This window comes from Amycolatopsis vastitatis, from assembly GCF_002234595.1.
In the GTDB taxonomy this organism is placed as follows: domain Bacteria; phylum Actinomycetota; class Actinomycetes; order Mycobacteriales; family Pseudonocardiaceae; genus Amycolatopsis; species Amycolatopsis vastitatis.
The window spans coordinates 34,594-56,283 of the sequence record NZ_NMUL01000083.1 but is presented as its reverse complement, the minus strand read 5'-3'; the positions used below and the strand labels follow the sequence as shown (position 1 = coordinate 56,283).

21 protein-coding genes and 1 other RNA gene are annotated in these 21,690 nt (G+C 71.5%); 9 read left to right on the top strand and 13 right to left on the bottom strand.

All coding sequences use genetic code 11. The annotated features are described in order from the left end of the window. Positions 1-145: 145 nt before the first annotated feature. The 3 genes from CF165_RS47835 to CF165_RS47825 are packed head-to-tail and all read right to left on the bottom strand — an operon-like array spanning position 146 to position 3,138. On the bottom strand, positions 146-820 hold the full coding sequence (locus CF165_RS47835; RefSeq protein WP_093954247.1) for a response regulator transcription factor: 675 nt from the start codon (positions 818-820) through the stop codon (positions 146-148). Beyond that, complete coding sequence (locus CF165_RS47830) at positions 817-2,385, bottom strand: sensor histidine kinase (RefSeq protein ID WP_093954246.1); 1,569 nt, start codon at positions 2,383-2,385, stop codon at positions 817-819. The genes CF165_RS47835 and CF165_RS47830 overlap by 4 nt, the downstream gene beginning before the upstream one ends. Positions 2,386-2,430: 45 nt before the next feature. Continuing rightward, the gene (locus CF165_RS47825; protein WP_093954245.1) at positions 2,431-3,138 is read right to left on the bottom strand and encodes a dienelactone hydrolase family protein; all 708 of its coding nucleotides are present in this window, start codon (positions 3,136-3,138) and stop codon (positions 2,431-2,433) included. 41 nt (positions 3,139-3,179) lie between these two features. Between CF165_RS47825 and CF165_RS47820 the strand changes: the two genes are divergently transcribed. After that, on the top strand, positions 3,180-3,389 hold the full coding sequence (locus CF165_RS47820; RefSeq protein ID WP_003082038.1) for a hypothetical protein: 210 nt from the start codon (positions 3,180-3,182) through the stop codon (positions 3,387-3,389). Beyond that, positions 3,386-4,141 carry a hypothetical protein gene (locus tag CF165_RS47815; RefSeq protein ID WP_093954244.1) on the top strand — a complete coding sequence of 252 codons (756 nt, stop codon included), beginning with the start codon at positions 3,386-3,388 and terminating at the stop codon, positions 4,139-4,141. The genes CF165_RS47820 and CF165_RS47815 overlap by 4 nt, the downstream gene beginning before the upstream one ends. On the opposite strand, the gene CF165_RS47810 is transcribed toward CF165_RS47815, so the two are convergent. Further along, on the bottom strand, positions 4,114-4,335 hold the full coding sequence (locus tag CF165_RS47810; RefSeq protein WP_093954243.1) for a hypothetical protein: 222 nt from the start codon (positions 4,333-4,335) through the stop codon (positions 4,114-4,116). The two genes, CF165_RS47815 and CF165_RS47810, sit on opposite strands and share 28 nt — an antisense overlap. An 8-nt stretch (positions 4,336-4,343) precedes the next feature. Beyond that, a complete protein-coding gene (locus tag CF165_RS47805) occupies positions 4,344-5,471 on the bottom strand; it encodes an inorganic phosphate transporter (protein WP_093954242.1) in 1,128 nt (375 codons plus the stop codon). Positions 5,472-5,667: 196 nt separating this feature from the next. Between CF165_RS47805 and CF165_RS47800 the strand changes: the two genes are divergently transcribed. After that, positions 5,668-7,143 (top strand): nitrilase-related carbon-nitrogen hydrolase, encoded by a 1,476-nt coding sequence (locus CF165_RS47800; protein ID WP_143268892.1) that lies wholly within the window; start codon positions 5,668-5,670, stop codon positions 7,141-7,143. Here the strand turns inward: CF165_RS47800 and CF165_RS47795 are convergent. The 6 genes from CF165_RS47795 to hutH all read right to left on the bottom strand — a co-directional run bounded on the left by CF165_RS47795 (position 7,056) and on the right by hutH (position 15,166). Further along, a complete protein-coding gene (locus CF165_RS47795) occupies positions 7,056-8,219 on the bottom strand; it encodes an FAD-dependent oxidoreductase (RefSeq protein ID WP_240522180.1) in 1,164 nt (387 codons plus the stop codon). The two genes, CF165_RS47800 and CF165_RS47795, sit on opposite strands and share 88 nt — an antisense overlap. A 108-nt stretch (positions 8,220-8,327) precedes the next feature. Then, a complete protein-coding gene (hutI, locus tag CF165_RS47790) occupies positions 8,328-9,473 on the bottom strand; it encodes an imidazolonepropionase (protein ID WP_093954240.1) in 1,146 nt (381 codons plus the stop codon). Next, positions 9,461-10,798: a formimidoylglutamate deiminase gene (locus CF165_RS47785; RefSeq protein WP_093954239.1), complete on the bottom strand. Its 1,338-nt coding sequence runs from the start codon at positions 10,796-10,798 to the stop codon at positions 9,461-9,463. The genes hutI and CF165_RS47785 overlap by 13 nt, the downstream gene beginning before the upstream one ends. Continuing rightward, entirely contained in the window at positions 10,795-11,991 is a 1,197-nt protein-coding gene (locus CF165_RS47780; RefSeq protein WP_093954238.1) for an allantoate amidohydrolase, read from the bottom strand. Before CF165_RS47780 ends, CF165_RS47785 begins: the two co-directional genes overlap by 4 nt. Beyond that, on the bottom strand, positions 11,988-13,640 hold the full coding sequence (gene hutU, locus CF165_RS47775) for a urocanate hydratase (protein WP_093954237.1): 1,653 nt from the start codon (positions 13,638-13,640) through the stop codon (positions 11,988-11,990). Before hutU ends, CF165_RS47780 begins: the two co-directional genes overlap by 4 nt. Beyond that, positions 13,640-15,166, bottom strand: coding sequence for a histidine ammonia-lyase (hutH, locus tag CF165_RS47770; RefSeq protein WP_093954236.1), 1,527 nt, complete (start codon positions 15,164-15,166; stop codon positions 13,640-13,642). Before hutH ends, hutU begins: the two co-directional genes overlap by 1 nt. 83 nt (positions 15,167-15,249) lie before the next feature. On the opposite strand from hutH, the gene CF165_RS47765 reads away from it, so the two are divergent. Beyond that, entirely contained in the window at positions 15,250-16,032 is a 783-nt protein-coding gene (locus tag CF165_RS47765) for an IclR family transcriptional regulator (RefSeq protein WP_093954235.1), read from the top strand. Positions 16,033-16,128: 96 nt separating this feature from the next. Continuing rightward, positions 16,129-17,388 (top strand): GGDEF domain-containing protein, encoded by a 1,260-nt coding sequence (locus CF165_RS47760; protein ID WP_240522178.1) that lies wholly within the window; start codon positions 16,129-16,131, stop codon positions 17,386-17,388. An 8-nt stretch (positions 17,389-17,396) separates the two neighbouring features. Here CF165_RS47760 and CF165_RS50885 read toward each other — a convergent pair whose 3' ends face one another. Both CF165_RS50885 and ssrA read right to left on the bottom strand, forming a co-directional pair. Continuing rightward, positions 17,397-17,606 carry a hypothetical protein gene (locus CF165_RS50885; RefSeq protein ID WP_143268890.1) on the bottom strand — a complete coding sequence of 70 codons (210 nt, stop codon included), beginning with the start codon at positions 17,604-17,606 and terminating at the stop codon, positions 17,397-17,399. 656 nt (positions 17,607-18,262) lie between these two features. Beyond that, positions 18,263-18,630, bottom strand: a transfer-messenger RNA (tmRNA) gene (ssrA, locus tag CF165_RS47755). A gap of 158 nt (positions 18,631-18,788) precedes the next feature. Here ssrA and CF165_RS47750 point away from each other — a divergent pair. The 4 genes from CF165_RS47750 (at position 18,789) to CF165_RS47735 (ending at position 21,612) form a co-directional block, all read left to right on the top strand. Next, positions 18,789-19,463, top strand: coding sequence for a sensor domain-containing protein (locus tag CF165_RS47750; RefSeq protein WP_093954234.1), 675 nt, complete (start codon positions 18,789-18,791; stop codon positions 19,461-19,463). Continuing rightward, the gene (locus tag CF165_RS47745; protein ID WP_093954233.1) at positions 19,460-20,590 is read left to right on the top strand and encodes a sensor histidine kinase; all 1,131 of its coding nucleotides are present in this window, start codon (positions 19,460-19,462) and stop codon (positions 20,588-20,590) included. Before CF165_RS47750 ends, CF165_RS47745 begins: the two co-directional genes overlap by 4 nt. 39 nt (positions 20,591-20,629) lie before the next feature. After that, positions 20,630-21,271, top strand: coding sequence for a response regulator transcription factor (locus tag CF165_RS47740; RefSeq protein WP_093954232.1), 642 nt, complete (start codon positions 20,630-20,632; stop codon positions 21,269-21,271). A 116-nt stretch (positions 21,272-21,387) separates the two neighbouring features. After that, positions 21,388-21,612: a DUF8847 domain-containing protein gene (locus CF165_RS47735; RefSeq protein ID WP_093954231.1), complete on the top strand. Its 225-nt coding sequence runs from the start codon at positions 21,388-21,390 to the stop codon at positions 21,610-21,612. Positions 21,613-21,690: the final 78 nt, after the last annotated feature.

The following is a 21,690-nucleotide window of genomic DNA, read 5'->3' as shown; positions in this document are numbered from 1 at the left end:
GTGTTGCAACCACCCCTAGAAACCGCCCTCCCAGGGGGGCGGCCCCACGTCCATTCTATCGGCCCGGCCCGACACAACCCGGAAATCGCCGCAGCCGCGGCCCGGTTGTCCACATCTCGACGGGGCTGTGGACAACCGGCGGGGGTCACGGCGTGACGGCCGCCGCGTCTCCCCCGGCCAGTCCCGCCTCGTACGCCGTGATCGCCGCCTGGACGCGGTTCTTCACCCCGAGCCGGGTCAGGATCGTGCTCACGTGGGCCTTGACCGTGCCCTCCACGACGAACATCTTCGCCGCGATGTCCGCATTGGACAGTCCGGCGCCGACCAGCGCCAGCACCTCCCGCTCGCGCGGGGTCAGCGCGGCGATCCGCTCGCGGGCCGCGGCGGCGCGGGCCAGCTGCCCGCCGGACAGCCGGGCGATGACCCGCTGCGCCACCTTCGGCGAGAGGAACGCGGCCCCGCCGGCGACCGCGTGGATGCCGGCCAGCAGCTCTCGCGGGTCTCCCGACTTGAGCAGGAACCCGCCCGCACCCAGGCCCAACGCGCGTTCGATGTAGTCGTCCTCGCCGAACGTGGTCAGCATGATCACGCCGGTGGCAGGCAGCAGCCGCCGGATCTCCGCCGCCGCGCCCAGGCCGTCCAGCCCGGGCATCCGGATGTCCAGCAGCACGACGTCCGGGTGCGTGGCGAGGACCTGCTGGACGGCCGAACGGCCGTCGGCGGCCTCGGCGACGACCTCGATGCCGGAGTCCGCGGCGAGGATCGCCGCCACCCCCGCGCGCATCATCGCTTCGTCGTCGGCCAGCACGACCCTGATCACGATGCCCCCTCGGCGAACCTGTCCTTGGCGACCAGCTTGCCATCGGCGAAGCACAGCCGGTACGCGGCATAGTCGCTGTCGAGCCACGACCGTCCGGTTCCGTAGTACTCGCACGCGACGCCGGGCACCGGCGGCAGCGGCGGCTCGCCCCGCACCGGACGGGCGATGCGCTGGCGCTCGGGCAGCCGCGGCGCCACCTCGGTCCGGGACTGCCCGATCCGCAGCCCGTCGTAGACCGCCCCGGGCAGCTCCGAGAAGTTCCACTCGTAAAGGAACACGATCCCGCCCGCTGCCAGGACCACCCCGAACAACGCCAGCGGGACGGCCACCGCCTGGATCAGGCTGCGCCGCACGTCACGCCGCGCCAGCTCGAGGGCCCGGGCCGACGTCGACAGCTCGACATCGTCATCGGAAGCGGCGACCGGCGCTGCGCCGTGCGGCAGCGTCGCGGTGACGGCGAACCCGCCCTCGTGCGGACCGGCCCGCAGCGTGCCGCCGGCGAGCCGGACGCGCTCACGCAGGCCGATCAGCCCGACGTGCCCGGACGCGACCCCGGGCAATGGCCCGGCTGGCGGCTTGTCCCAAGCGGCGTTGACGACGCTGACGTCGGTCCGCGCGCCGGTACTGGTCACCCGGACCGTCACGGCGGCGCCCGGCGCGTGCTTCGCCACGTTCGTCAGGCCTTCCTGGACGACCCGGTAGGCGGCGCGGGCGACCATCGGCGGCACCTCTGCTGTGTCCACTGTGGACTCGATGAGCAGCCCGGAGGCCCGCGCGCGCACGATCAGCTCGCCGAGGTCGCCCTGCACCGGTTCCACCGGCGCGGCGTCCTCGCGCAGCACGCCGATGATCTCGCGCAGCCGCTCGGTCGCCGCCGCGGCGCTGGTCCGCAGCTGCGCGGCGGCGTCGCGCTGGGTGTCGCCGAGGCCGCCCGCGACCTCCAGCGCGGCGGCGCGGACGGCGATCAGGCTCAGCTCGTGCCCCAGTGAGTCGTGCATGTCGCTGGCGATCCGCGCCCGCTCGCGCAGCCGGGCCTGCTCGGCGACCAGCCACTGCCTGCTCTCCATCTCCTCGGCCCGGCGCCAGCCCGTGCGGGCGAGTTCGCCGCGCACGCGGACGTACCGGCCGAGCAGCCACGGCGACAGCCCGGCGAACACGAGGATCGCCACCATCGCGGCCCAGTCCCCGAGGCCGTCAGGTCCGGCGAAGAGGGCCAGCGGCAGGCCGAGGACTGTGACGGCGACGCCGATCAGCACGCCCGGCCGAGCCCGGTCCATCCGCAGCCCGGCCTGGTAGGCCATCGCGACCAGCACGAACACCACCCAGACGGGCACGTGGTTGCCGTACGGGAACGGGACGGCCAGCGCTCCGGCCAGGGCGATGCCGAGCGAGACGACGGGGTATCGCCGGGCCGTGGCCACCGACCCGGTCACGACGGCGAGGCCGCCGGCCAGCTCCCAGTACGACCCGGACTCGACCGTGCCCGTGGCGACGACGAACGCGAGGAACAGCCCGAGAGCGACGTCGAGCACCACCCGCCACTTACGTTTCGTCACCTCTCGCACGGTTCGAAGCTACAAGCCGTGAAAGCGGGCGACCACTGCCGAAAGTCAACCTTTCAGCGTGTCCAGGAACGCCAAGGTCTGCGGCCAGGACAGCGCGAACGCGTCGGCGTTGACCTCGGTGCCGTGCCGCGACGAGTCGCTGAAGCCGTGCTCGGCGCCGGGGAAGTGCTGGGTGAACGTCGCACCCCGCGGCCGCGACTGCAACGCCGTCTGCAGGCGCCCGAACGTCTCGTGCGAGACGACGGCGTCGGCCTCCGGGTACGCGACCAGCACGGGCGCGGTGATCTCTGTCGACAAATCGACCGCGTCCAGTTCGTGGTTCGGCGGCGCCGGGTCGCGGACGGTCGGGTGGTAGGCGACGACGCCGGAAAGCCGCTGGTCACGTGCGGCGAGCAGGAGCGCGAACCGGCCGCCGAGGCACCAGCCCATGACGCCCGCCGACGTACAGCCGAGGTCACCGAGAAGGTGGTCGAGCAACGCCGTCTGCTCGGCGAGCGCGGCTTCGTCGCGCAGATCGCCGAGCTTCGCGCCCAGGTCTTCGCGGGCGGTGTTGTCGGTGCTGGCGCCGTGGAAGACGTCCCAAGCCAGCGCGGTGATCCCGCGCCCGGCGAGTTCGTCGGCCCAGGTCCGGACCTGCGCGCCGATCCCGGTGATCATCGGCAGCAGCAGCATCCCGAAAACCGGCTCGCCGGAAGGACGAGCCAGGTAAGCGGAGAGTTCGCCGACACGGACGGTGGACGTCTCGATGCTCATATCCGCACGGTAGCGGCCCGCGTGTTGCATGATGATCCACCATGGCCGAGCGCACACTCGCCGATCAGTTGGGCGGCTACCTCCCCGAAGGCATCGAGGCCCTCGAAGAGCACGAGCGGCAGGACCTCGCCGACGCCCTGCGCGACGCACGCAGGCGGCAGGCGAAAGCGCTCGCCGAAGCGGGCGAGGAGGGGCTTCGGTACGTTCCCGCGCTGCTGCGCGGCGCGGTCCGGAAGGCGGTCGGCTTGTGACGGAAACCCATGCGGCCGAGGCGGAGATCCTGAAGCTGGCCCGCGTCCTCGACGTCGAGCCGGAGCGGCTGGGCTACCTCGCCCGCGTCGACGCCGACGATCTCAAGGCGTTCCGCGAACAGGTCACCGACACGCTGTTCGACGCGAACGCCGCCGTGCTGCAGCGGATGGCGCTGGCCGCGCGGGTCGTGCCCGTCGGGGTGCTCGCCAAGATCGCCGAGAAGGTGTTCGGCCCGCTGCTGTGCGCCCGGATCGCCGGGCTGGTCGACGTTTCGCGCGGTGTCGACGTCGCCAAGCGGCTCCACCCGCGGTTCCTCGCGGAGGTCGCCGCGGAGCTCGACCCGCGGCGTGCGAGCGCGATCATCACCCGCATCCCCCTTGACACCGTCCTCGCCGTGGCGGCCGAGCTGGCCCGCAAGGAGGACTGGATCACGCTCGGCCGGTTCGTCGGGCACCTGCCGGACCCGACCGTGCAGCGAGCCCTCGCCCGGATCGACGACCCGTCGCTGCTGCGGATCGCGTTCGTGCTCGACGACAAGCACCGCGTAGACCACGTCGTCGGCCTGCTCCCGGCGGACCGGCTCGGCAGGCTGGTCACGGCCGCGAGCGCCGACGAAGACCTCTGGACGCCGGCGCTCGACCTGCTGGCCCACCTGGGCGAAGCCCGCCGCACGACGCTGAAGCCGATGCTCTCCGGCCTGCCCGAAGGGTTCCGGGACCGCGTTCAGGCGACGATCAAGGAGATCCCGTAGCCGACGATCGCCGCGCAGGCGGCGAAGCAGACGACCGCGCCGGCCAGCTGTCCCGTGCCGGACGCACCGGCCTCGCGGGCCGACTCGCGCTGGGAGAGCCCGACCACGCCGAACGAGAAAAGGCTGGTCAGCACGACCACCGAAGCGAGCGCGACGACGAAGACGATCCCGAGGGAACCCCAATTGATGTGCACGGCGCTCCTCAGGCGTTGGCCGGCTGCGGCACGGCGGATTCGGACGCGTTCACGGAATCGGCGTTGACCGGGTTCCGCTTCGAGGCGAGGTAGATGCCCAGCGCGACGACGACCCCCGCCAGGCCCACCAGCACGGTGCCCCAGGTCCCGAGTGTCGAGACCTCGGCGGCGACCGCGCCGACGATGGCGGCGGCGGGCAGCGTCAGCGCCCAGGCGAGCACCATCTTGCCCGCGACGCCCCACCGGACCTCGGCGAGCTTGCGGCCCAGGCCGGAGCCGATGATGCCGCCCGAGCAGACGTGCGTGGTGGACAGCGCGAACCCGAGGTGCGCCGAGGTCAGGATGACCGCCGCGGCGCTGGTCTCGGCCGCGAAGCCCTGCGGCGTCTGGATTTCCGTGAGCTTCCTGCCCATGGTCTGGATGATCCGCCAGCCACCGAGGTAGGTGCCGAGCGCGATCGCGGTGCCCGCGGTCAGGATCACCCACAGCGGCGGCCCCGAGTTCGGCGCGAGCGAGCCGGACGCGATCAGCGTCAGCGTGATGACGCCCATGGTCTTCTGCGCGTCGTTCGTGCCGTGCGCGAGCGACACCAGCGACGCCGAGGCGATCTGGCCGGCCTTGAAGGTCCGGCCGACCGTGTCCTGCTTCGCCCTGGCGGTGATCCGGTAGACGAGGAACGTGCCCAGCGTGGCGACGATCCCGGCGACGACCGGCGAGGCGAGCGCCGGGATGAGCACCTTCTCGACGACCTTCCCGAAGTGGACGGCGTCCGAGCCCGACGCGATCCAGGTGGCGCCGATCAGACCGCCGAACAGCGCGTGCGACGAGCTCGACGGCAACCCGATCAGCCAGGTCACGAGGTTCCACACGATGGCACCGACGAGCCCGGCGAAGATGATCACCGGTGTCACCTTGGTGTCGTCGACGATGCCGCCGGAGATCGTCTTCGCGACCTCGACCGAGAGGAACGCGCCGACGAGGTTCAGCACGGCGGACACGGCGACGGCGACCCGCGGCTTGAGCGCTCCGGTGGCGATCGAGGTGGCCATCGCGTTGGCGGTGTCGTGGAAGCCGTTGGTGAAGTCGAAGGCCAGTGCGGCGACGATCACCACCAGCACGATCAGCGAGAAGTCCATGGTCGGCACTCTCTTTCGTAGCTGTTGGTTAGCCACGCTACTGATCAACTTCGGTCAGTCCGATCCCTGCTGTATGACGCCTTTCTGAACTCTCGATGAACCGGGGTGAGGAAAACCCCACCAAAACCCGGTGGTTCAGCCCAGTGTCTTCACCCGTCGCGCCTGGAACCCTCGGAACGGGCGAAAGGGGGCCACGATGGCCAAATCGGGGTGGGCGGCAGCCGCGACAGCGGTATCCGCCGTGTTGTTCTTCTTCGGCACGGGTTTGGACCCGCTGCCCGAACTCGCGTGGCTGGCGCCGTTGCCGATCTTGCTGCTCGCACCCCGCGTCCACGGCGGGATCGCGTTCGCCTGCGCATTCGCCGCGTACCTCGCGGGCAGCAGCGGAAGCTGGGGCTACTTCTGGCATTCCCTCGCCATCCCGCGTCCGGCGGCGGTCGCGATCCTCGGCGGCAGCGCACTGCTGTTCGCCCTGGCCACCGTGCTGTTCCGGCTGCTGGTCCGGCGCGGCCACGGATTGCTGGCCGCAGTCGCCGCGCCCGCGTTGTGGACCGTCGCGCTCTACGTCGTTTCGCTGCTCAACCCGGCCGGAGTCATGGGCACCCTCATGACGACCCAGGCCGACCGGCCGTCCGTGCTGTGGATCGCCGCGGTCACCGGCGGCTGGGGCGTGGAGTTCCTGGTGCTGTTCGTCCCGGCCGCCGTCGCCGCCGCGCTCGCGCCGGGGGTCCGTGGCCTCGCCCGGCTGACCGGACTGGCCGCCGTCGCCGGCGTCCTGGCCGGGCTCGTCTTCTGGAGCGTTCCACCGCTCGCCGGGCCGTCGACGCGGGTCGCCCTGATCGCTCCCGGCCAGAGCCGGTGGGCCGCCGACGTCGCGACCCCGGACGGACAGGCCCTTATCCAGTCCTATGTGGACGAAATCGGCCGGCTGCCGGACGGCGTCCAGGCGGTCGTGCTGCCCGAAGCCGCCTTCGCGGTGGATCGGACCAGCCGCCCGCAGCTCGTCGAGTCGTTCACCCGGGTCGCCCGGGCCAAGCACCTCGACGTCGTCACCGGCGTCCTCGACACGACGCCGGACGGCCGGTTCAACGCCGCCCTCGCCGTCCCGCCCGCCGGGGAACCGGTCGAGTACCGCAAGTGGCACAACGGGGACGCGAAGAACCTCACCTCCGGCACCGAACTCGCCCACCTGGCCGGCATCGGGCTCATGGTGTGCATGGACGTCAACTTCGCGAACCCCAGCCGTGGCTACGGCGAAGCCGGCACCGGGCTGGTCCTCGTCCCGGCCTCCGACGAGGACGTGGACGGCTGGCAGCACAGCCGCACGGCGCTGATCCGCGGCGTCGAGAACGGCTTCTCGGTGGCGTGGAGTGCGGCCCGCGGCACGCCGATGCTGGCCGACGCCCACGGCCGCGTCCTGGCCGAGACCCACACCGGCGGCAGCCCGTTCTCGGTGGTCGTCGCCGACGTCCCGACCGGCACGGGAAAGACCCCGTACGCCCGCTTCGGCGACTGGTTCGCCTGGCTCTGCGGCTTGGTCGCATTGGCCGGGATCGTCGCCGCGGCCCGCACCCCGCGCACCGGTCAGCCGGCCGCCGCGACCGGCAGCGGATCCTGGCCCATGAACCGCCGCCCGTTGTCCGCGGACTCCCGCACCTCGGCGAAACCGTAGTCCACCATCGCGGTTTCGTAGGCGGCCACGGCGTCGAGCAGCGGCGCCCCGGCCAGCGCGGAGGCCAACGTCGCGCCGTCACGCAACGCGGTGTTGGCGCCCGCGCCGCCGGCCGGGCTCATCGCGTGGACGGCGTCGCCGACGAGCGTCACGCGCGACGGCTCCCACAGCTCGATCGGCACGCTCGTGCGGATGGGCTGCGGGAACGTCGCCTCGACGTCCCAGTGCTCGACCATCGCGCGAGCCAGGGGATGCCAGCCGTCGACCAGGCGGAGCGCCACCTTCCGCAGGTCTTCCGGCGTCATCGCCGCGAGCTCGGCTTCGGTGTGACCGGCGACCTCCCAGCGCGCCCCTACCGAGCAGGTCATGTACGGCTGGTCGTCACGCAACCGCAGGTCCGGCACCAGCCGCGCGCACGCGTCGGCGACAGGTTCGGGGTAGTCGACCGGCGCGAACCCGGCGATCGTCCGGTCCGGGCCGACCATCATGGAGAACACCGCGAACATCTCCGGCTCGAACAGCGCGCGCGTCTCGGGTGTCAGCGGGATCCGGCCGTAGAGCTGCACCAGCCCGGCGCCGACGACCTCGGCGTGCGGGAGGTACTGCCGTCGCACGCGCGAGTTGATGCCGTCGGCCCCGACGAGCAGGTCGCCCCGCGCGGACGTCCCGTCGGCGAAGTGCGCGGTCACGCCGTCCGCGTCGGTTTCGTAGTGCGTGAAACGCTTTCCGTAGGCCACTTCCTGACCGTGCAGCAGGATCTGCCGCACGGTGAAGCGGTTGGTGTTGAGATGTGTTCCCTCGTCTTCCAGGCGTGTGACCAGCCGCAGCTGGTCGTCGTAGACGTTCGTGTGCGGCAACGCGCGGCCGGCGGTGGCGCGGAAGAGTTCGTGCAGCTCCGGGCGCAGCACCGCACGCAACGCCGAGTCGCCGTCGCCGCTGATGTGCAGCCGGTAGCCCTGCTTCCGCGCGCCCGGCGACTCGTCGCGTTCGTATACCTGGCACGGGATTCCGGCACGGCGCAGGCCGTGCGCGAGACTCAAGCCACCCAGACCGGCACCCACAATGATCACAGACACAGCTGTCCCTTCGTCACGGATGAGGAAGGGACGCACAGGTAAGCCTGCGTAAGCTGCCCGGACTAACCCATACCGGACTGTGTCTTCGCGCGTCCTCTGCGACCCAAGTTAGCGCACACGCTCACCTGCGCGCCACACCATGTTCGTCAGCGGGACCCCGGGCCGGTACGCCAGGTGCGTCACCGAAGGCGCGTCGAGCACGTGGATGTCCGCCCGCGCGCCGGGCCGCAGCACGCCGACGTCGTCGCGGCGCAACGCCTTCGCCCCGCCCGCCGTCGCGGCCCAGACGGCCTCCTCGATCGTCATCCGCATCTGCAGCACCGCCGTCGCGACGCAGAACGCCATCGACGTCGTGTACGAGCTGCCCGGGTTGGCGTTGCTGGCCAGCGCGACGGTCGCGCCCGCGTCGAGCAGCCGCCGCGCCGGGGCCGGCGGCTGGCGGGTCGACAGGTCGCACGCGGGCAGCAGCGTCGCGACCGTGCCGGAAGCCGCCAGCGCTTCGACGTCCGCGTCCGAAAGGTACGTGCAGTGGTCGACGCTCGCCGCGCCGAGTTCCACCGCCAGCCGCACGCCGGGTCCTTCGCCGAGCTGGTTTCCGTGCACGCGCAGGCCGAGCCCGCGCTCGGCGGCGGCCTTCAGGACACGCGCCGACTGCGCCTCGTCGAACGCGCCGGTCTCGCAGAACACGTCCGCCCAGCGGACGCTTCCCACGACGGCGTCAAGCATTTCACCGCACACCAAATCTACATAGGACTCCGCGTCCGCGCCCGGCGGCACCAGGTGGGCACCGAGGAACGTGACCTCGTCGGCCACCTCCCCGGCGATCCGGGCCGACCGCGCCTCGTCCGCGACGGTCAGCCCGTAGCCCGTCTTCGTCTCCAGGCAGGTCGTCCCCTGTCGCGCCGCTTCGCCGACATGGCGGCGCAGGTTCGCCGCCAACTGCTCGTCGGACGCCTCCCGCGTCGCGTCGACGGTGATCGCGATACCACCTGCCGTGTAAGGCTTTCCGGCCATCCGCGCTTCGAACTCGGCGGTGCGGTCACCGGCGAAGACGAGGTGCGTGTGGCTGTCGACCCAGCCGGGCAGCACCGCGCGGCCGTCGACGTCGACGCGCTCGTCGGCGGCCGGCGCCTGGTCCGCCGGGCCCACCCAAGCGACCTTTTCGCCTTCGACGACCAGGGCGGCGCCGGTCAGCCGGCCGAGTCCGGGGTCGTTCGTCGTGAGTTCGCCGATGCCCGTGATCAGGACTGCCACAGTGTCTCGATCTCCTTCGCCAGAACGGTTTCCGGACGTTCGATGAGCTGGTGGGCGCCGTCGCGCACGACCTCGCGGCCCGCGACGACGACGTGCCGGACGTCGGCCGCGGATGCCGCGAACAGGACGCCGGACGGCTCGATCCCGGCCGTCCGCACCGAATCCAGGGCCACGGTGACGAGGTCCGCGCCCGCCCCTTCGGCGAGCGCGCCGACCTCGTCCCACCCGATCGCCGCGTGGTCGGTGCCCGCCTCCAGGAGTTCCCCGGCGCTGAACCGGCCGCGTTCCTCGCTGGCCAGCCGGTCGTCCAGTTCCAGCGCACGGGTCTCTTCGAACGCGTCGACGACGGCGTTGCTGTCGCTGCCGATGCTCAGCCGCACCCCGGCGTCCCGCAGGGCGCGGGCCGGGCCGATGCCGTCGCCGAGGTCGCGTTCGGTGGTCGGGCAGAAGCACGCCCGCGCCCCGCTCAGCCGCTCGATGTCCGACATCGTCAGGTGCGTGGCGTGCACGGCGACCAGGCGCTCGGTCAGCACCCCGCGGTCGTCCAGCAGCTCGGTGGGCGTGCGGCCGTAAGCGGCCCGGCACTGCTCGTTCTCGGCCCGCTGCTCCGACAGGTGAACGTGGAGGACCCGCTTGCTGTCCACAAGCGACAGTTCGGCGGCCGGAACGGCGCGCACCGAATGGATCGCGGCGCCGACCCGGAACAGCTCGCCTTCGTTCAGCGCGGCCACTCGTTCCGCCCACGCCGAAGCCGACCCGTCCGAGAATCGCCGCTGGACCTCGTCGGGCTCGACGCCGATCCCACCCGCCAGGTAACACGTGTCGAGCAGCGTCAGCCGGATCCCGGCGTCGGCCGCCGCCTGCCGCAGCGCCTCCCCCATCGCGTTCGGGTCGGCGTACGGCTTTCCGCCGGGCGCGTGGTGCAGGTAGTGGAACTCCCCGACGCTCGTGTACCCGCCGAGCACCATCTCGGCGTAGACCCCGCGGGCCAGCCGGTAGTACGCGTCCGGATCGAGCCGGGACGCCAGCGCGTACATCCGCTCGCGCCACGTCCAGAACGTGCCGCGCTCGTGGTGCGTCCGGCCCCGCAAAGCCCGGTGGAAGGCGTGCGAGTGCCCGTTCGCGAAACCCGGCAGCGTCAGTCCGTCGAGCACCACGCCGCCGCGGGGCGCGCCCGCCGTCACCGCGGTGATCCGGCCGTCGGCGACGTCGATCCGCACCCCGGACGCGATCCCGTCCGGCAGCCAGGCCTGTTCGCACCAGAAAACTGTCGGTGCCGAGCGATAGGCTGGAAATGGGGGGCGCCCCCGCGGGCCGAAGGTCATCGCGCCAGCCGCTCCAGGACCGTAGCCAGCGCCGCCGCACCGGCTTCGACGTCGCCGGCTTCGGCGAACTCCTCCGGCGAGTGGCTGATCCCGGTCGGGTTGCGCACGTAGAGCATCCCGGCCGGGACGAATCCGGCGAGGATGGCCGCGTCGTGCCCGGCGCCGGTCGGCAGCTCCGGCGGCGCGCCGAGCCACCCGCCGAGGTCGTGACGCAAGGCGTCGTCGAAGACGACATCGTCCGAATAGGACTCTCGCGTCACGGTCACCCGGCAGCCCTCGTCCGCGGCGGCGGCCTCCGCGGCCTGCCGGATGTCCTCGACGAGCGCCGGGGTCGCGGTTCCGGGCACCCGCGCGTCGAGCCAGAGGTCCACAGTGGACGCGATGACGTTGGTACCACCGGGCGTCGGCACCAGGCGGCCGACGGTCGCTCGCGCGTCGGGCACCGCGTGGGCCAGCCGCCGGACGGCGGTGACCGTCGCGGCGGCGGGCAGCATCGGGTCGGCCCGGTCGGCCAGCAGCGTCGCCCCGGCGTGGTTTCCCTGGCCGGTGAAGGAGAACCGCCACCGTCCGTGGGCGATCACCGTGCTGCCGACGGCCACCGGCGAACCGAGATCGATCAACCCGCGTCCCTGCTCGACGTGCAGTTCGAGAAACTTCCCGATCAGCCCGAGCCGCTCGGGATCGGCGCCGATCCGGGCCGGATCGAAGCCGGCCTTCGCGGCCGCTTCGGCGAACGTCACGCCGTCGGCGTCACGCAGCGCCCGCGCCTTGTCGGCGTCGATCGTGCCGGTGAGCAGCCGCGAGCCGAGGCAAGGGACGCCGAACCGGCCGCCTTCCTCCTCGGCGAACACGACGACGGCGAACGGCTTCCCGGGCCGGAACCCGTTCTCCTGCAACGACTCCACCGCGGAAAGGGCACTGACGACGCCGAGCGGGCCGTCGAAGGCGCCGCCGCCGGGCACCGAGTCGAGGTGGCTGCCGGTGACGACCGCGTCCGGCCCCGGCGGACCCCACCAGGCCCAGATGTTGCCGTTGTGGTCGGTGTCGACATCGAGCCCGAGACCCAGCGCGCGCTCGCCGAACCACGCGCGCAGGTCCTGCTCGGGCGCGTCGAAGGCGTGCCGCGAGTAGCCGCCGCGCTTCGGGTCGCGCCCGACGTCGGCGATCTCCCCCAGCAGCCGGGAGGCGCTCACTCGGCGTCCCGCATCGGCACTCGCACGCCCCGCTCGCCGGCGACTTCGGCCGCGCGGTCGTAGCCGGCGTCGACGTGCCGGATGACGCCCATGCCCGGGTCGTTGGTGAGCACCCGCTCCAGCTTCTGCGCGGCCAGCGGCGTCCCGTCGGCGACGGACACCTGACCCGCGTGGATGGACCGGCCCATGCCGACGCCGCCGCCGTGGTGAATCGACACCCAGCTGGCCCCCGACGACGTGTTGACCAGCGCGTTGAGCAGCGGCCAGTCGGCGATCGCGTCGGAGCCGTCGGCCATGCCCTCGGTCTCCCGGTACGGCGAGGCGACGCTGCCGGAGTCGAGGTGGTCGCGGCCGATGACGACCGGTGCCTTCAGCTCGCCACTGGCCACCATCTCGTTGAACCGCAGGCCGGCCAGGTGACGTTCGCCGTAGCCGAGCCAGCAGATCCGGGCGGGCAGCCCCTGGAACGCCACGCGCTCGCCGGCCAGCTTGATCCAGCGAGCGAGGGATTCGTTCTCCGGGAACAGTTCCAGCATCGCGCGGTCGGTGGCCGCGATGTCCTCCGGGTCGCCCGAGAGCGCCGCCCAGCGGAACGGGCCGTTGCCTTCGCAGAACAGCGGCCGGATGTAGGCGGGCACGAAGCCGGGGAAGTCGAACGCGCGCTCGCAGCCGCCGAGCTTGGCCTCGCCGCGCAGGGAGTTGCCGTAGTCGAAGACCTCGGCCCCGTTGTCCAGGAAGCCCAGCATGGCGTCGACGTGGTCGGCCATCGACTCGCGCGAGCGGTCGGTGAACTCGTCGGGCTTCTTGGCCGCGTAGTCGTGCCAGTCCTCGACGCTGACGCCCTTGGGCAGGTAGGAAAGCGGGTCGTGCGCCGACGTCTGGTCGGTGACGATGTCGACCTCGACGCCACGGCGCAGCAGCTCCGGCAGCACCTCGGCGGCGTTGCCGACGACGCCGACCGACAGCGGGCGCTTCTCCTGCTTCGCCTTGGTGGCGCGGGCGATGGCGTCGTCGAGGTCGTCGGCGACCTCGTCGAGGTAGCGCGTCTCGACGCGGCGGTGCGCGCGCTGCGGGTCGCACTCGATGACCAGCGCGACGCCGTCGTTCATGGTCACGGCGAGCGGCTGCGCGCCGCCCATGCCGCCGAGACCGGCGGTCACGGTCAAGGTCCCGCGAAGTGTTCCGCCGAACTTCTTCTTCGCCACGGCGGCGAACGTCTCGTAGGTGCCCTGGAGGATGCCCTGCGTGCCGATGTAGATCCACGAGCCCGCGGTCATCTGCCCGTACATGGTCAGGCCCTGCTGCTCGAGGCGGCGGAACTCCGGCCAGGTCGCCCAGTCGCCGACCAGGTTCGAGTTCGCGATGAGCACGCGCGGCGCCCACTCGTGCGTGCGGAACACACCGACCGGCTTGCCGGACTGGACCAGCAGCGTCTCGTCGACGTCCAAAGTGGTCAGTTCACGCGTGATGGCGTCGAAGCTGGCCCAGTTGCGGGCGGCCTTGCCGGTGCCGCCGTAGACGACGAGGTCCTCGGGCCGCTCGGCGACATCGGGGTCGAGGTTGTTGTGGAACATCCGCAGCGCGGCTTCGGTCTGCCACGACTTGGCGGTGAGCTGGGTGCCGCGGGCGGCACGGACGACGCGGGACATCAGACCTCCAGACGGGCGGCGTCGAGGACGGCGCCGGAGCGGACGAGTTCTTCGGCGGCCGCGATCTCGGGCGCCAGGTGGCGGTCGGGGCCGGGGCCGGCGACCTTCGTGCGGAGCAGGTCACGCACCGCGCCGGTGACCGGCGACGGTTCGAGCGGCGCGCGGAAGTCCAGCGCGCGGGCCGCCGTCAGCAGCTCGATGGCGAGGACGGTGGTCAGGCCGTCGACGGCCTTGCGCAGCTTCCGCGCGGCCGACCAGCCCATCGAGACGTGGTCCTCCTGCATGGCGCTGCTCGGGATCGAGTCGACGGACGCGGGCACGGCGAGCCGCTTGAGCTCGCTGACGATCGCGGCCTGCGTGTACTGGGCGATCATGTGGCCGGAGTCGACACCGGGGTCGTGCGCGAGGAACGGCGGCAGGCCGTGCGAGCGCGCCTTGTCGAGCATCCGGTCGGTGCGGCGCTCGGCGATGCTGGCGACGTCGGCGATCGGGATGGCCAGGAAGTCCAGCACGTACGCGACGGGCGCACCGTGGAAGTTGCCGTTGGACTCGACACGGCCGTCGGCGAGGACGACGGGATTGTCCACAGCGGACATCAGCTCCCGCTCGCCGACGAGTTCGGCGTGCGCGAGGCTGTCACGCGCCGCGCCGTGGACCTGCGGGGCGCACCGCAGCGAGTAGGCGTCCTGGACGCGGTTGCAGTCCGGGCCGCGGTGGCTCTCGACGATCTTCGAGCCCTGCAGCGCCTGCCACATCCGGGCGGCGGACTTCGCCTGCCCGGGGTGCGGGCGCAGGGCCTGGAGGTCGGCGGCGAAGGCGCGGTCGGTGCCGAGCAGGGCTTCGACGCTCATCGCGGCGGTGAGGTCCGCGATGTCGAAGAGCCGGTGCAGGTCGGCGGCGGCGAGCAGGAGCATGCCGAGCATGCCGTCGGTGCCGTTCGTGAGGGCGAGGCCCTCCTTTTCGGCGAGGACGACCGGCTCGATCCCGGCGTACTTCAAAGCCTCGGCGGCGGGCTTCACTTCGCCGGCGTGGAGCACTTCGCCTTCGCCCATGAGCGCGAGCGCGACGGCGGCCAGTGGTGCCAGGTCGCCGGAGCAGCCGAGCGAGCCGTACTCGTGGACGATCGGGGTGATGTCGGCGTTGAGCAGGGCCGCAAGCGTTTGCGCGGTGCCCGGCCGGACGCCGGTGTAGCCGCTGGCGAGGGTCCGCAGCCGCAGCAGCATCAGCGCGCGGACGACCTCGGCCTCGACGGCGGGCCCGGCGCCGGCGGCGTGCGACCGGATCAGGCTGCGCTGCAGTGCGGTCCGGCTCTCGACCGGGATGTGACGGGTGGCGAGCGCGCCGAAGCCGGTCGAGACGCCGTAGGTGGGCGTGACGGCATGGGCGAGGTTCTCGATGTGCTGACGCGTCGCGGCGAGGTTCTTCTCGGCCGCGTCGCCGAGCCCGACGGGTGCGTGCCCGCGGACGACGTCGACGACCTGGGCGGCGGTCAGGGGCTCCGGGCCCAGGAGCACTTTTTCCGGCATGGGCCCATTGGACATCGTCCTTCCCGCTGGTGGGATGCCTGAACGAGTGGTTTTGTCTGGGATCCCAGACGTAGACTCGAGCTGTGGGCGAGAGCAGTGAAGTTCCGGCGCTGCGCCGCGGGCTGGCCGTGCTGAGCCTGCTGGCGACCCGGCCCGGCCCGGTGACGGCGGCGGCGATCGCCCGGGAGGCGGCTCTCCCCCGCTCGACCACGTATCACCTGCTCAGCGAGCTGGAGGCCGCCGGTTTCGTCGTGCACCTGCCCGCGGAACGCCGCTACGGCCTGGGCATCGCGGCGTTCGAGCTGGGCTCGGCGTACCTGCGGCACGACCCGCTCGAACGGCTGGCCGGCCCGTTGCTGCGCAAGCTCGTCGACCGGGCCGGGCACACCGCGCACCTGGGCGTCCTGCACGGCAACGAGTCGCTGTACCTGATCAAGGAACGCCCGGCGCGGCCGGAGACGCTGGTGACCGAGGTCGGCGTCCGCCTGCCGGCGCAGCTGACGGCGTCCGGCCGCGCGATCCTGCGCCACCTGCCACCGCCGCACGTCCGGGCGCTGTTCCCGTCGGCGTCGGCGTTCGTGCTCCGCACCGGCCGTGGCCCGCGCACGCTGGCCGAGCTGCGCCGCACGCTCACCGCGGAGCGCCGTCTCGGCTGGTCGGTCGAAGACGGCCACGTCACGGACGGCTTCGCGTCGGTGGCCTGCCCGGTGTTCGACCACGGCGCCCGCCCGCTGGCGGCGATCAGCGTGACCTTGCGCCACCACTGCGCGGCGGAGCCGTGCGAAGAAACGTGGCCGGAGCTGGCGGCGGAGGTCGCGGCGACGGCCGCCGAGCTGACCACCCGCATCGGCGGCCACCCGGGCTGACGGCGCTGGTGCGATCGGGGCAACTGTCACCGAACGGCTCGATTCCGCTCCGGGGCGTGCTTACCGTGGCTGAACAGTGGTTTCCAGGGGGATCCGGTGCGGACAGGACTGCGCTTCGGGCTGGCCCGGCGATCGGCGTTGTGGCGGCAGGGTCCGCGGGTGGTCGCGTACTGCCTGGCGAGCGAGGTCGTCGCGGTGGCGCTCGCCCTGCGGCCGGCCTCACCGGCGGTGGACCGGCGGACGCTGCTGGTACTGGGCACGCTGCTGGTGCTCGGGGTGGTCCAGGCGGAAACCGGGCGGCGGGTGGAGCGCAACCAGCGCCGGAGGTCCCAGCCGCCGCACATCAACATGACGTCGGCGTGGACGTTCGCCGGGGTGCTGCTGCTCCCGCCGGTGCTGCTCGCGGTCCTGGTCGCCGGGCTGTACCTGCACCTGGCGATGCGCAGCTGGTACCGCCTGTCCCGGGTGCCGGCGTCACGGACGGTCAGCAACGCGGCGATCATCCTGCTCTCCTGCTACGCGGCCCAGGCGGCGTTGCGCCTGGCCGACGTCGAAGACATCCGGTCGGCGGTGGCACGCGGCTGGGCGGGCACGTTCGCCGTGGTGGCGGCCGGCCTGACGTTCTTCGTGGTGAACGCGCTGCTGGTGCTGCCGGCGCGCCGCCGGATCGGGCGGACACCGGCGGCGTTGTTCGGCACGTGGTCGGACAACGGCCTGGAGCTGGCGACGTTGTGCCTGGGCGCGGTGAACGCGCTGGCCCTGGCGACGTTGCCGGGCCTGGCAGCACTGGTGCTGCCACCGGTGTTGCTGCTGCACCGGACGGTGCTGGTGAAGCAGCTGGAAGTGGCAGCGCGCCGCGACGAAAAGACGGGCCTCTACAACACGACCGGCTGGCACGCATTGGCTGAACGGACGCTGTCGGACGCGGAGCGGCACAGCGGAACGTTCGGGTTGCTGATGCTGGACCTGGACCATTTCAAGCAGGTCAACGACACATACGGCCACTTGGCGGGCGACGCGGTCCTCCGCGCGGTGGCGCAGGCGATCACATCATCGGTCCGAGGCCGAGGCGACGCGGTGGGCCGCTTCGGCGGCGAGGAGTTCGTGGTGCTGCTCCCGGACATCGACCCCGCGGACATCGGCCCCCTGGCGGAGCGCATCCGCCGGGCGGTCAGCACGCTGACCGTCCCGGCAGGACAGTGCTCGATCACAGGCCTGTCGACCTCGATAGGAACAGCGAACTACCCGACGTCGGGAAGATCCCTCCAGCACCTGCTGGACGCCGCGGACACAGCGCTCTACCGCGCAAAGGCGACAGGCAGAAACAAGGTGGTCCACGTAACGGACGTGGTCTGACGCCTCACTCAGGCGAGCCGCTGCCGCCGCCCGACATCAAGCCCGAGCATGGCCAGAAGCTCGGCACAGTCCCGCACGTCGGAGGAGTGACCGGCAACGGTCACAAGAGCCCGATCGTTCTGTTCGGCAAGCCTCTCGGCCTCCTCGGCCCGAATAACCCCCATACGGCTGTCTTCATCGTTGGCGGTAGAGCTGCCATGCTGCCGGGCCCAGGTCATCTGGCACCTACTTCCGACCCCGCGGGTGCGGAGCCACAATCGGAACCCCAGCATGACACTAACAAGAACTTCACCCACAAGTGACCCCCAAATCCCACCCAAAGTAACCCCCCAACCACCCCCCGAACCCCCAACTTCCCCCCAACGACGGGCGAAGCCCCCAGGGGGCAAGCAGACTCCACCAAAGTCGTGTCGTTGCAGGTAGCTCCGCAAAGGACTCGCTGACCCACCACCCCGAAGCCCGATTGTGACTACGGACGGCAGCACCGCGTCAAGGCGGGAAAGCGTGCCTTGACCCGGCACTACCGTCCGTGTTTCGGCTTCGTATCGGGGTGGCAGGGGGAGGTCTGGATGGGGTGCCGTTTGTGTCTTCAGCGTGCCGTTCACGCCGGTGAGACACCTGAAAAAGGGGCGCTACGCCTTTGCCGAACCCCAGGGGGCAAGGGGCGAAGCCCCAAGGGCGAGGGGCAAGGGGGCGAAGTCCCCAACAGGCGACGGGCGAAGCCCTGAGCCCAGACCCGGGGTCCGGGGCGAAGCCCCGGGGAGGGGGTCCAGGGGGCGAAGCCCGCCTGGCGGGGGTCTGGGGGTTCGACCCCCAGAAAAACACCCGAGAACGAAGAGAAGGCCCAGCCCCGATAGGGGCGTGGGCCTTCTCGAAGTGGAGGTGCCGGGAATTGAACCCGGGTCCTCTGGCGTATCAACAGGGCTTCTCCGTGCGCAGTCCGCTACGTCTCTGCTTGGCTCCCTCAGTCACGCGAACAAGCTGAGGTGACGAGCCCAGCCACTGTTTGCTTCACGACTGTTCCCCGTGGCCGGGACAGTCGCTGAGCCTCCTAGCTGATGCCGGTACCCGGGCCGGAGGCGAACCCGGGCCGACAGAGTCGCACTCGCTCAGGCGGCGAGGGCGAACTCGCGCTGACTGGAGTCGGCGCTTATTTGGTTGCGATGACGCTTACGGTGGTCTCTCGCCTGCACCGGCACGCTTCTCCTGAATCAACGTCCAAAGTCGAAACCGTTCACCCCCTTGGTGGGATCACAACCTGTCCATCATAACGCGTCCCGCTACTGGGTTACTCCCGGTGGGTAGGGCCAGCCCTACCGGGAGGATGCCCGCTCGCACCATGTCCGATGCGTCGCCGGAAGGCGATCCTTGGTCCATCGTGGGATGAAGGGAGTCCGGTGATGGTGAGCGAGAGGCGGGATCCGCCGTTCGGTGGTTCGGTGGTGTTCCTGCTGATGAACCTGCCGCTGGGAGTGCTGGCGTTCGGGTTGCTGACGTCGTTCACGGCGGCCGGGCTGGGGACCGCGGTGGTGTGGGTGGGCGTGGGCCTGCTCGCGCTCGTCGTCCTCGCGGTGCGGGGGGCCGCGAGGTTGGAGCGCGCGCGGGTCTACGCGCTGCTCGACCGGTATGTCGATCTGCCTTATCTGCCGCTGCCGGTTGGCAGGCAGAGCCTGCGGTGGAAGGCGCGGCTGAAGGATCCGTCGACGTGGCGGGACCTGGTCTACTTCTTCCTTCTCTTCCCGTTGGGCATTGTGGAGTTCGTGCTGGTCACGGCGTTCTGGTCGACGAGTTTGGCGTTGGCGGGGCTGCCGATCTACTTCCGGTGGCTGCCGGACGGCGCGTACTACTTCCCGGCGGAGGAGCTGCGGTGGCTGACCGTGGACTCGACGGTGGAAGCGCTACCGTGGGCGGCGCTGGGGGTGTTGTTCATCGCGTTGTCGGTGGCGTTGACGAAGGCGCTGGCGGGGATGCACGCCCGGGTGGCGAACGCGCTGCTGGGGCCGACCGTGGCGCAGCGCCGTCGGATGGAGCGCTGGTGGGAAGCCGTCGAAGAGCAGAACCTGGTGGTGGGATGAGCGAGGTCCAGCGGCTGGAGCATCCGCGGCCGCATCCGGCTCGCACGATCGTGTACATGATCGTGAGTTTCGTCTTCCGGCTCCTGCAGTTCGTGCTGATCGTCACCGGCATCGCCGTGGGGGTGTCGACGGCGGTGGTGTGGGTCGGGTTCCCGATCCTGCTGGCGACGACGAGTCTCATCCGCTGGTCGGGTGATCGGGAGCGCGAGTGGCTGGGCTCGATGCTGCGGGTGCCGTTGCCGCCGGCGGAGCGGCGTCCGTACGACGGCCTGCCGCTGCTGCGGCGGTGGATCGTGCGGTTGAGCGACATGACGACGTGGCGGGACCTGGCGTACCTGATGGTGGCGTTCCCGCTGGCGTGCCTGGAGTTCGGGATCGCGATCGCGTCGATCGTGCTGCTGCCGATGGCGGTCTGGGTGACGCCGTGGCTGGGCTGGCTGCATGGTGAGCTGGGGCTCGCGCTGCTGGGTCCGGATCGCACGAAGCGGCTGGAGCAGAAGGCCGAACGGCTGCAGGCTTCGCGGGCGCGGGGGGTCGACGCGGCGGAGGCGGAGCGGCGCCGCATCGAGCGTGACCTCCACGACGGCGCTCAGCAGCGGCTGGTGGCGGTCGCGATGAGCTTGGGGCGGGCGAAGTCGAAGTTCGACCAGGACCCGGAGGCGGTGCGGGAGCTGATCGACGAGGCGCATGCGGACGCGAAGCTGGCGGTGTCGGAGCTGCGGGACCTCGCGCGCGGCATCTACCCTGCCGTGCTCGGCGACCGGGGGCTGGACGCGGCGTTGTCGGCGCAGGCGGCGAAGTCGCCGATCCCGGTGGACGTCTCGGTGGACGTCGACCCGCGGCCGCCGGCGGCGGTGGAGACGACGGCGTACTTCATCGTCGGCGAGACGCTGACGAACATCGCGAAGCACTCCGGAGCGACCGAAGCGACCGTGAAGGTGTGGCGGACCGACGACCACGTCGTCGTCGAGATCACCGACAACGGTCACGGCGGCGCCGAGGTGCGGCCCGGCGGCGGGCTGGCCGGCCTGGCCGACCGCGCCGCGACGATCGACGGCGTGATCACCGTGGTCAGCCCGGTGGGCGGGCCGACGGTAATCCGGGCTGACCTGCCCTGTCAGTGGTGAATAGGCTGGACCCCGTTCATCCACGAACCTGGGGGCCGGATGCGGGTAGTCATCGCCGAGGACGCCGTGCTGCTGCGGGCCGGGGTGACCCGCCTGCTCGCCGACGAGGGCATCGAGACGGCCGCGGCCGTCGACAACGGCGACGACCTGCTCGGCGCGATCAAGGAACATCGCCCTGACCTGGCCATCGTCGACGTCCGGATGCCCCCGACGTTCACCGACGAGGGGCTGCGCGCGGCGCTGGCGGCGCGCAAGGAGATCCCGGGGCTGCCGGTGCTGGTGCTTTCGCAGTACGTCGAGGAGTCGTACGCGGTGGAGCTGCTCTCGGGCGGCGCCGGCGGGGTCGGCTACCTGCTGAAGGAACGCGTGGCGGACGTCGCGGACTTCCTGGACGCGGTCCGCCGGGTGGCGGGCGGCGGCACGGCGATCGACCCGGACGTGATCGCCCAGCTGATGGCCCGCGGCCGCCGTAACCCCTTGGACGCGCTGACCGCCCGCGAGTCCGAGGTGCTCGGCCTGATGGCGCAGGGCCTGTCGAACACGGCGATCGCGAACTCGCTGGTGGTCTCCCACGGCGCGGTCGAGAAGCACATCGGCAACATCTTTTCGAAGCTCGGCCTGGAAGCGAGCTCGGAAGAGCACCGCCGCGTCCGCGCGGTGTTGACCTATTTGGGCCGCTGAGCGGAACTCTCCGTCACCGAAGTTCCCGTAGAGTGGACAAAGGGTCACCCGTTCCGCGGGCGGCACCCCCCTGATCGCTCACCTACCATGAGCGAATCCGCCGGAGAGGAGCGCAGATGTCCGACGATTCTCGGTGCGTCCGCTTCTTCGGCGGACCGCTCGACGGCCGCGTCCAGGAGCTCGGCGACGCCGAGCCGGTGCCCGGCACCGTCATCCGGCACATCCACCTGCACGGCGGCCCGAAGATCGAGACGCGCTACGAGCTCGGCCTCACCGAGACGGGCTGGGAGTACCGCGTCGCGGCGACGCAGCACGAACCCGAGCCGGACGGCCTGAGGTAGGGAGAACCCCCGTATTCACCGGGGGTGGACAGGACCCCCAAGAGGCCGGTCAGCATCGCTGTTTTGCCAGGTCGGGAC

What these genes read in the sequence shown, in the direction of transcription:
- hutU (WP_093954237.1), bottom strand. Translation starts at nt 13,640, where the DNA reads ATGTCCCGCGTCGTCCGTGCCGCCCGCGGCACCCAGCTCACCGCCAAG.
- CF165_RS47820 (WP_003082038.1), top strand. Translation starts at nt 3,180, where the DNA reads ATGGCCGAGCGCACACTCGCCGATCAGTTGGGCGGCTACCTCCCCGAA.
- CF165_RS47800 (WP_143268892.1), top strand. Translation starts at nt 5,668, where the DNA reads ATGGCCAAATCGGGGTGGGCGGCAGCCGCGACAGCGGTATCCGCCGTG.
- CF165_RS47745 (WP_093954233.1), top strand. Translation starts at nt 19,460, where the DNA reads ATGAGCGAGGTCCAGCGGCTGGAGCATCCGCGGCCGCATCCGGCTCGC.
- hutH (WP_093954236.1), bottom strand. Translation starts at nt 15,166, where the DNA reads ATGCCGGAAAAAGTGCTCCTGGGCCCGGAGCCCCTGACCGCCGCCCAG.
- CF165_RS47825 (WP_093954245.1), bottom strand. Translation starts at nt 3,138, where the DNA reads ATGAGCATCGAGACGTCCACCGTCCGTGTCGGCGAACTCTCCGCTTAC.
- CF165_RS47740 (WP_093954232.1), top strand. Translation starts at nt 20,630, where the DNA reads ATGCGGGTAGTCATCGCCGAGGACGCCGTGCTGCTGCGGGCCGGGGTG.
- CF165_RS47735 (WP_093954231.1), top strand. Translation starts at nt 21,388, where the DNA reads ATGTCCGACGATTCTCGGTGCGTCCGCTTCTTCGGCGGACCGCTCGAC.
- CF165_RS50885 (WP_143268890.1), bottom strand. Translation starts at nt 17,606, where the DNA reads ATGACCTGGGCCCGGCAGCATGGCAGCTCTACCGCCAACGATGAAGAC.
- CF165_RS47750 (WP_093954234.1), top strand. Translation starts at nt 18,789, where the DNA reads ATGGTGAGCGAGAGGCGGGATCCGCCGTTCGGTGGTTCGGTGGTGTTC.
- CF165_RS47805 (WP_093954242.1), bottom strand. Translation starts at nt 5,471, where the DNA reads ATGGACTTCTCGCTGATCGTGCTGGTGGTGATCGTCGCCGCACTGGCC.
- CF165_RS47785 (WP_093954239.1), bottom strand. Translation starts at nt 10,798, where the DNA reads ATGACCTTCGGCCCGCGGGGGCGCCCCCCATTTCCAGCCTATCGCTCG.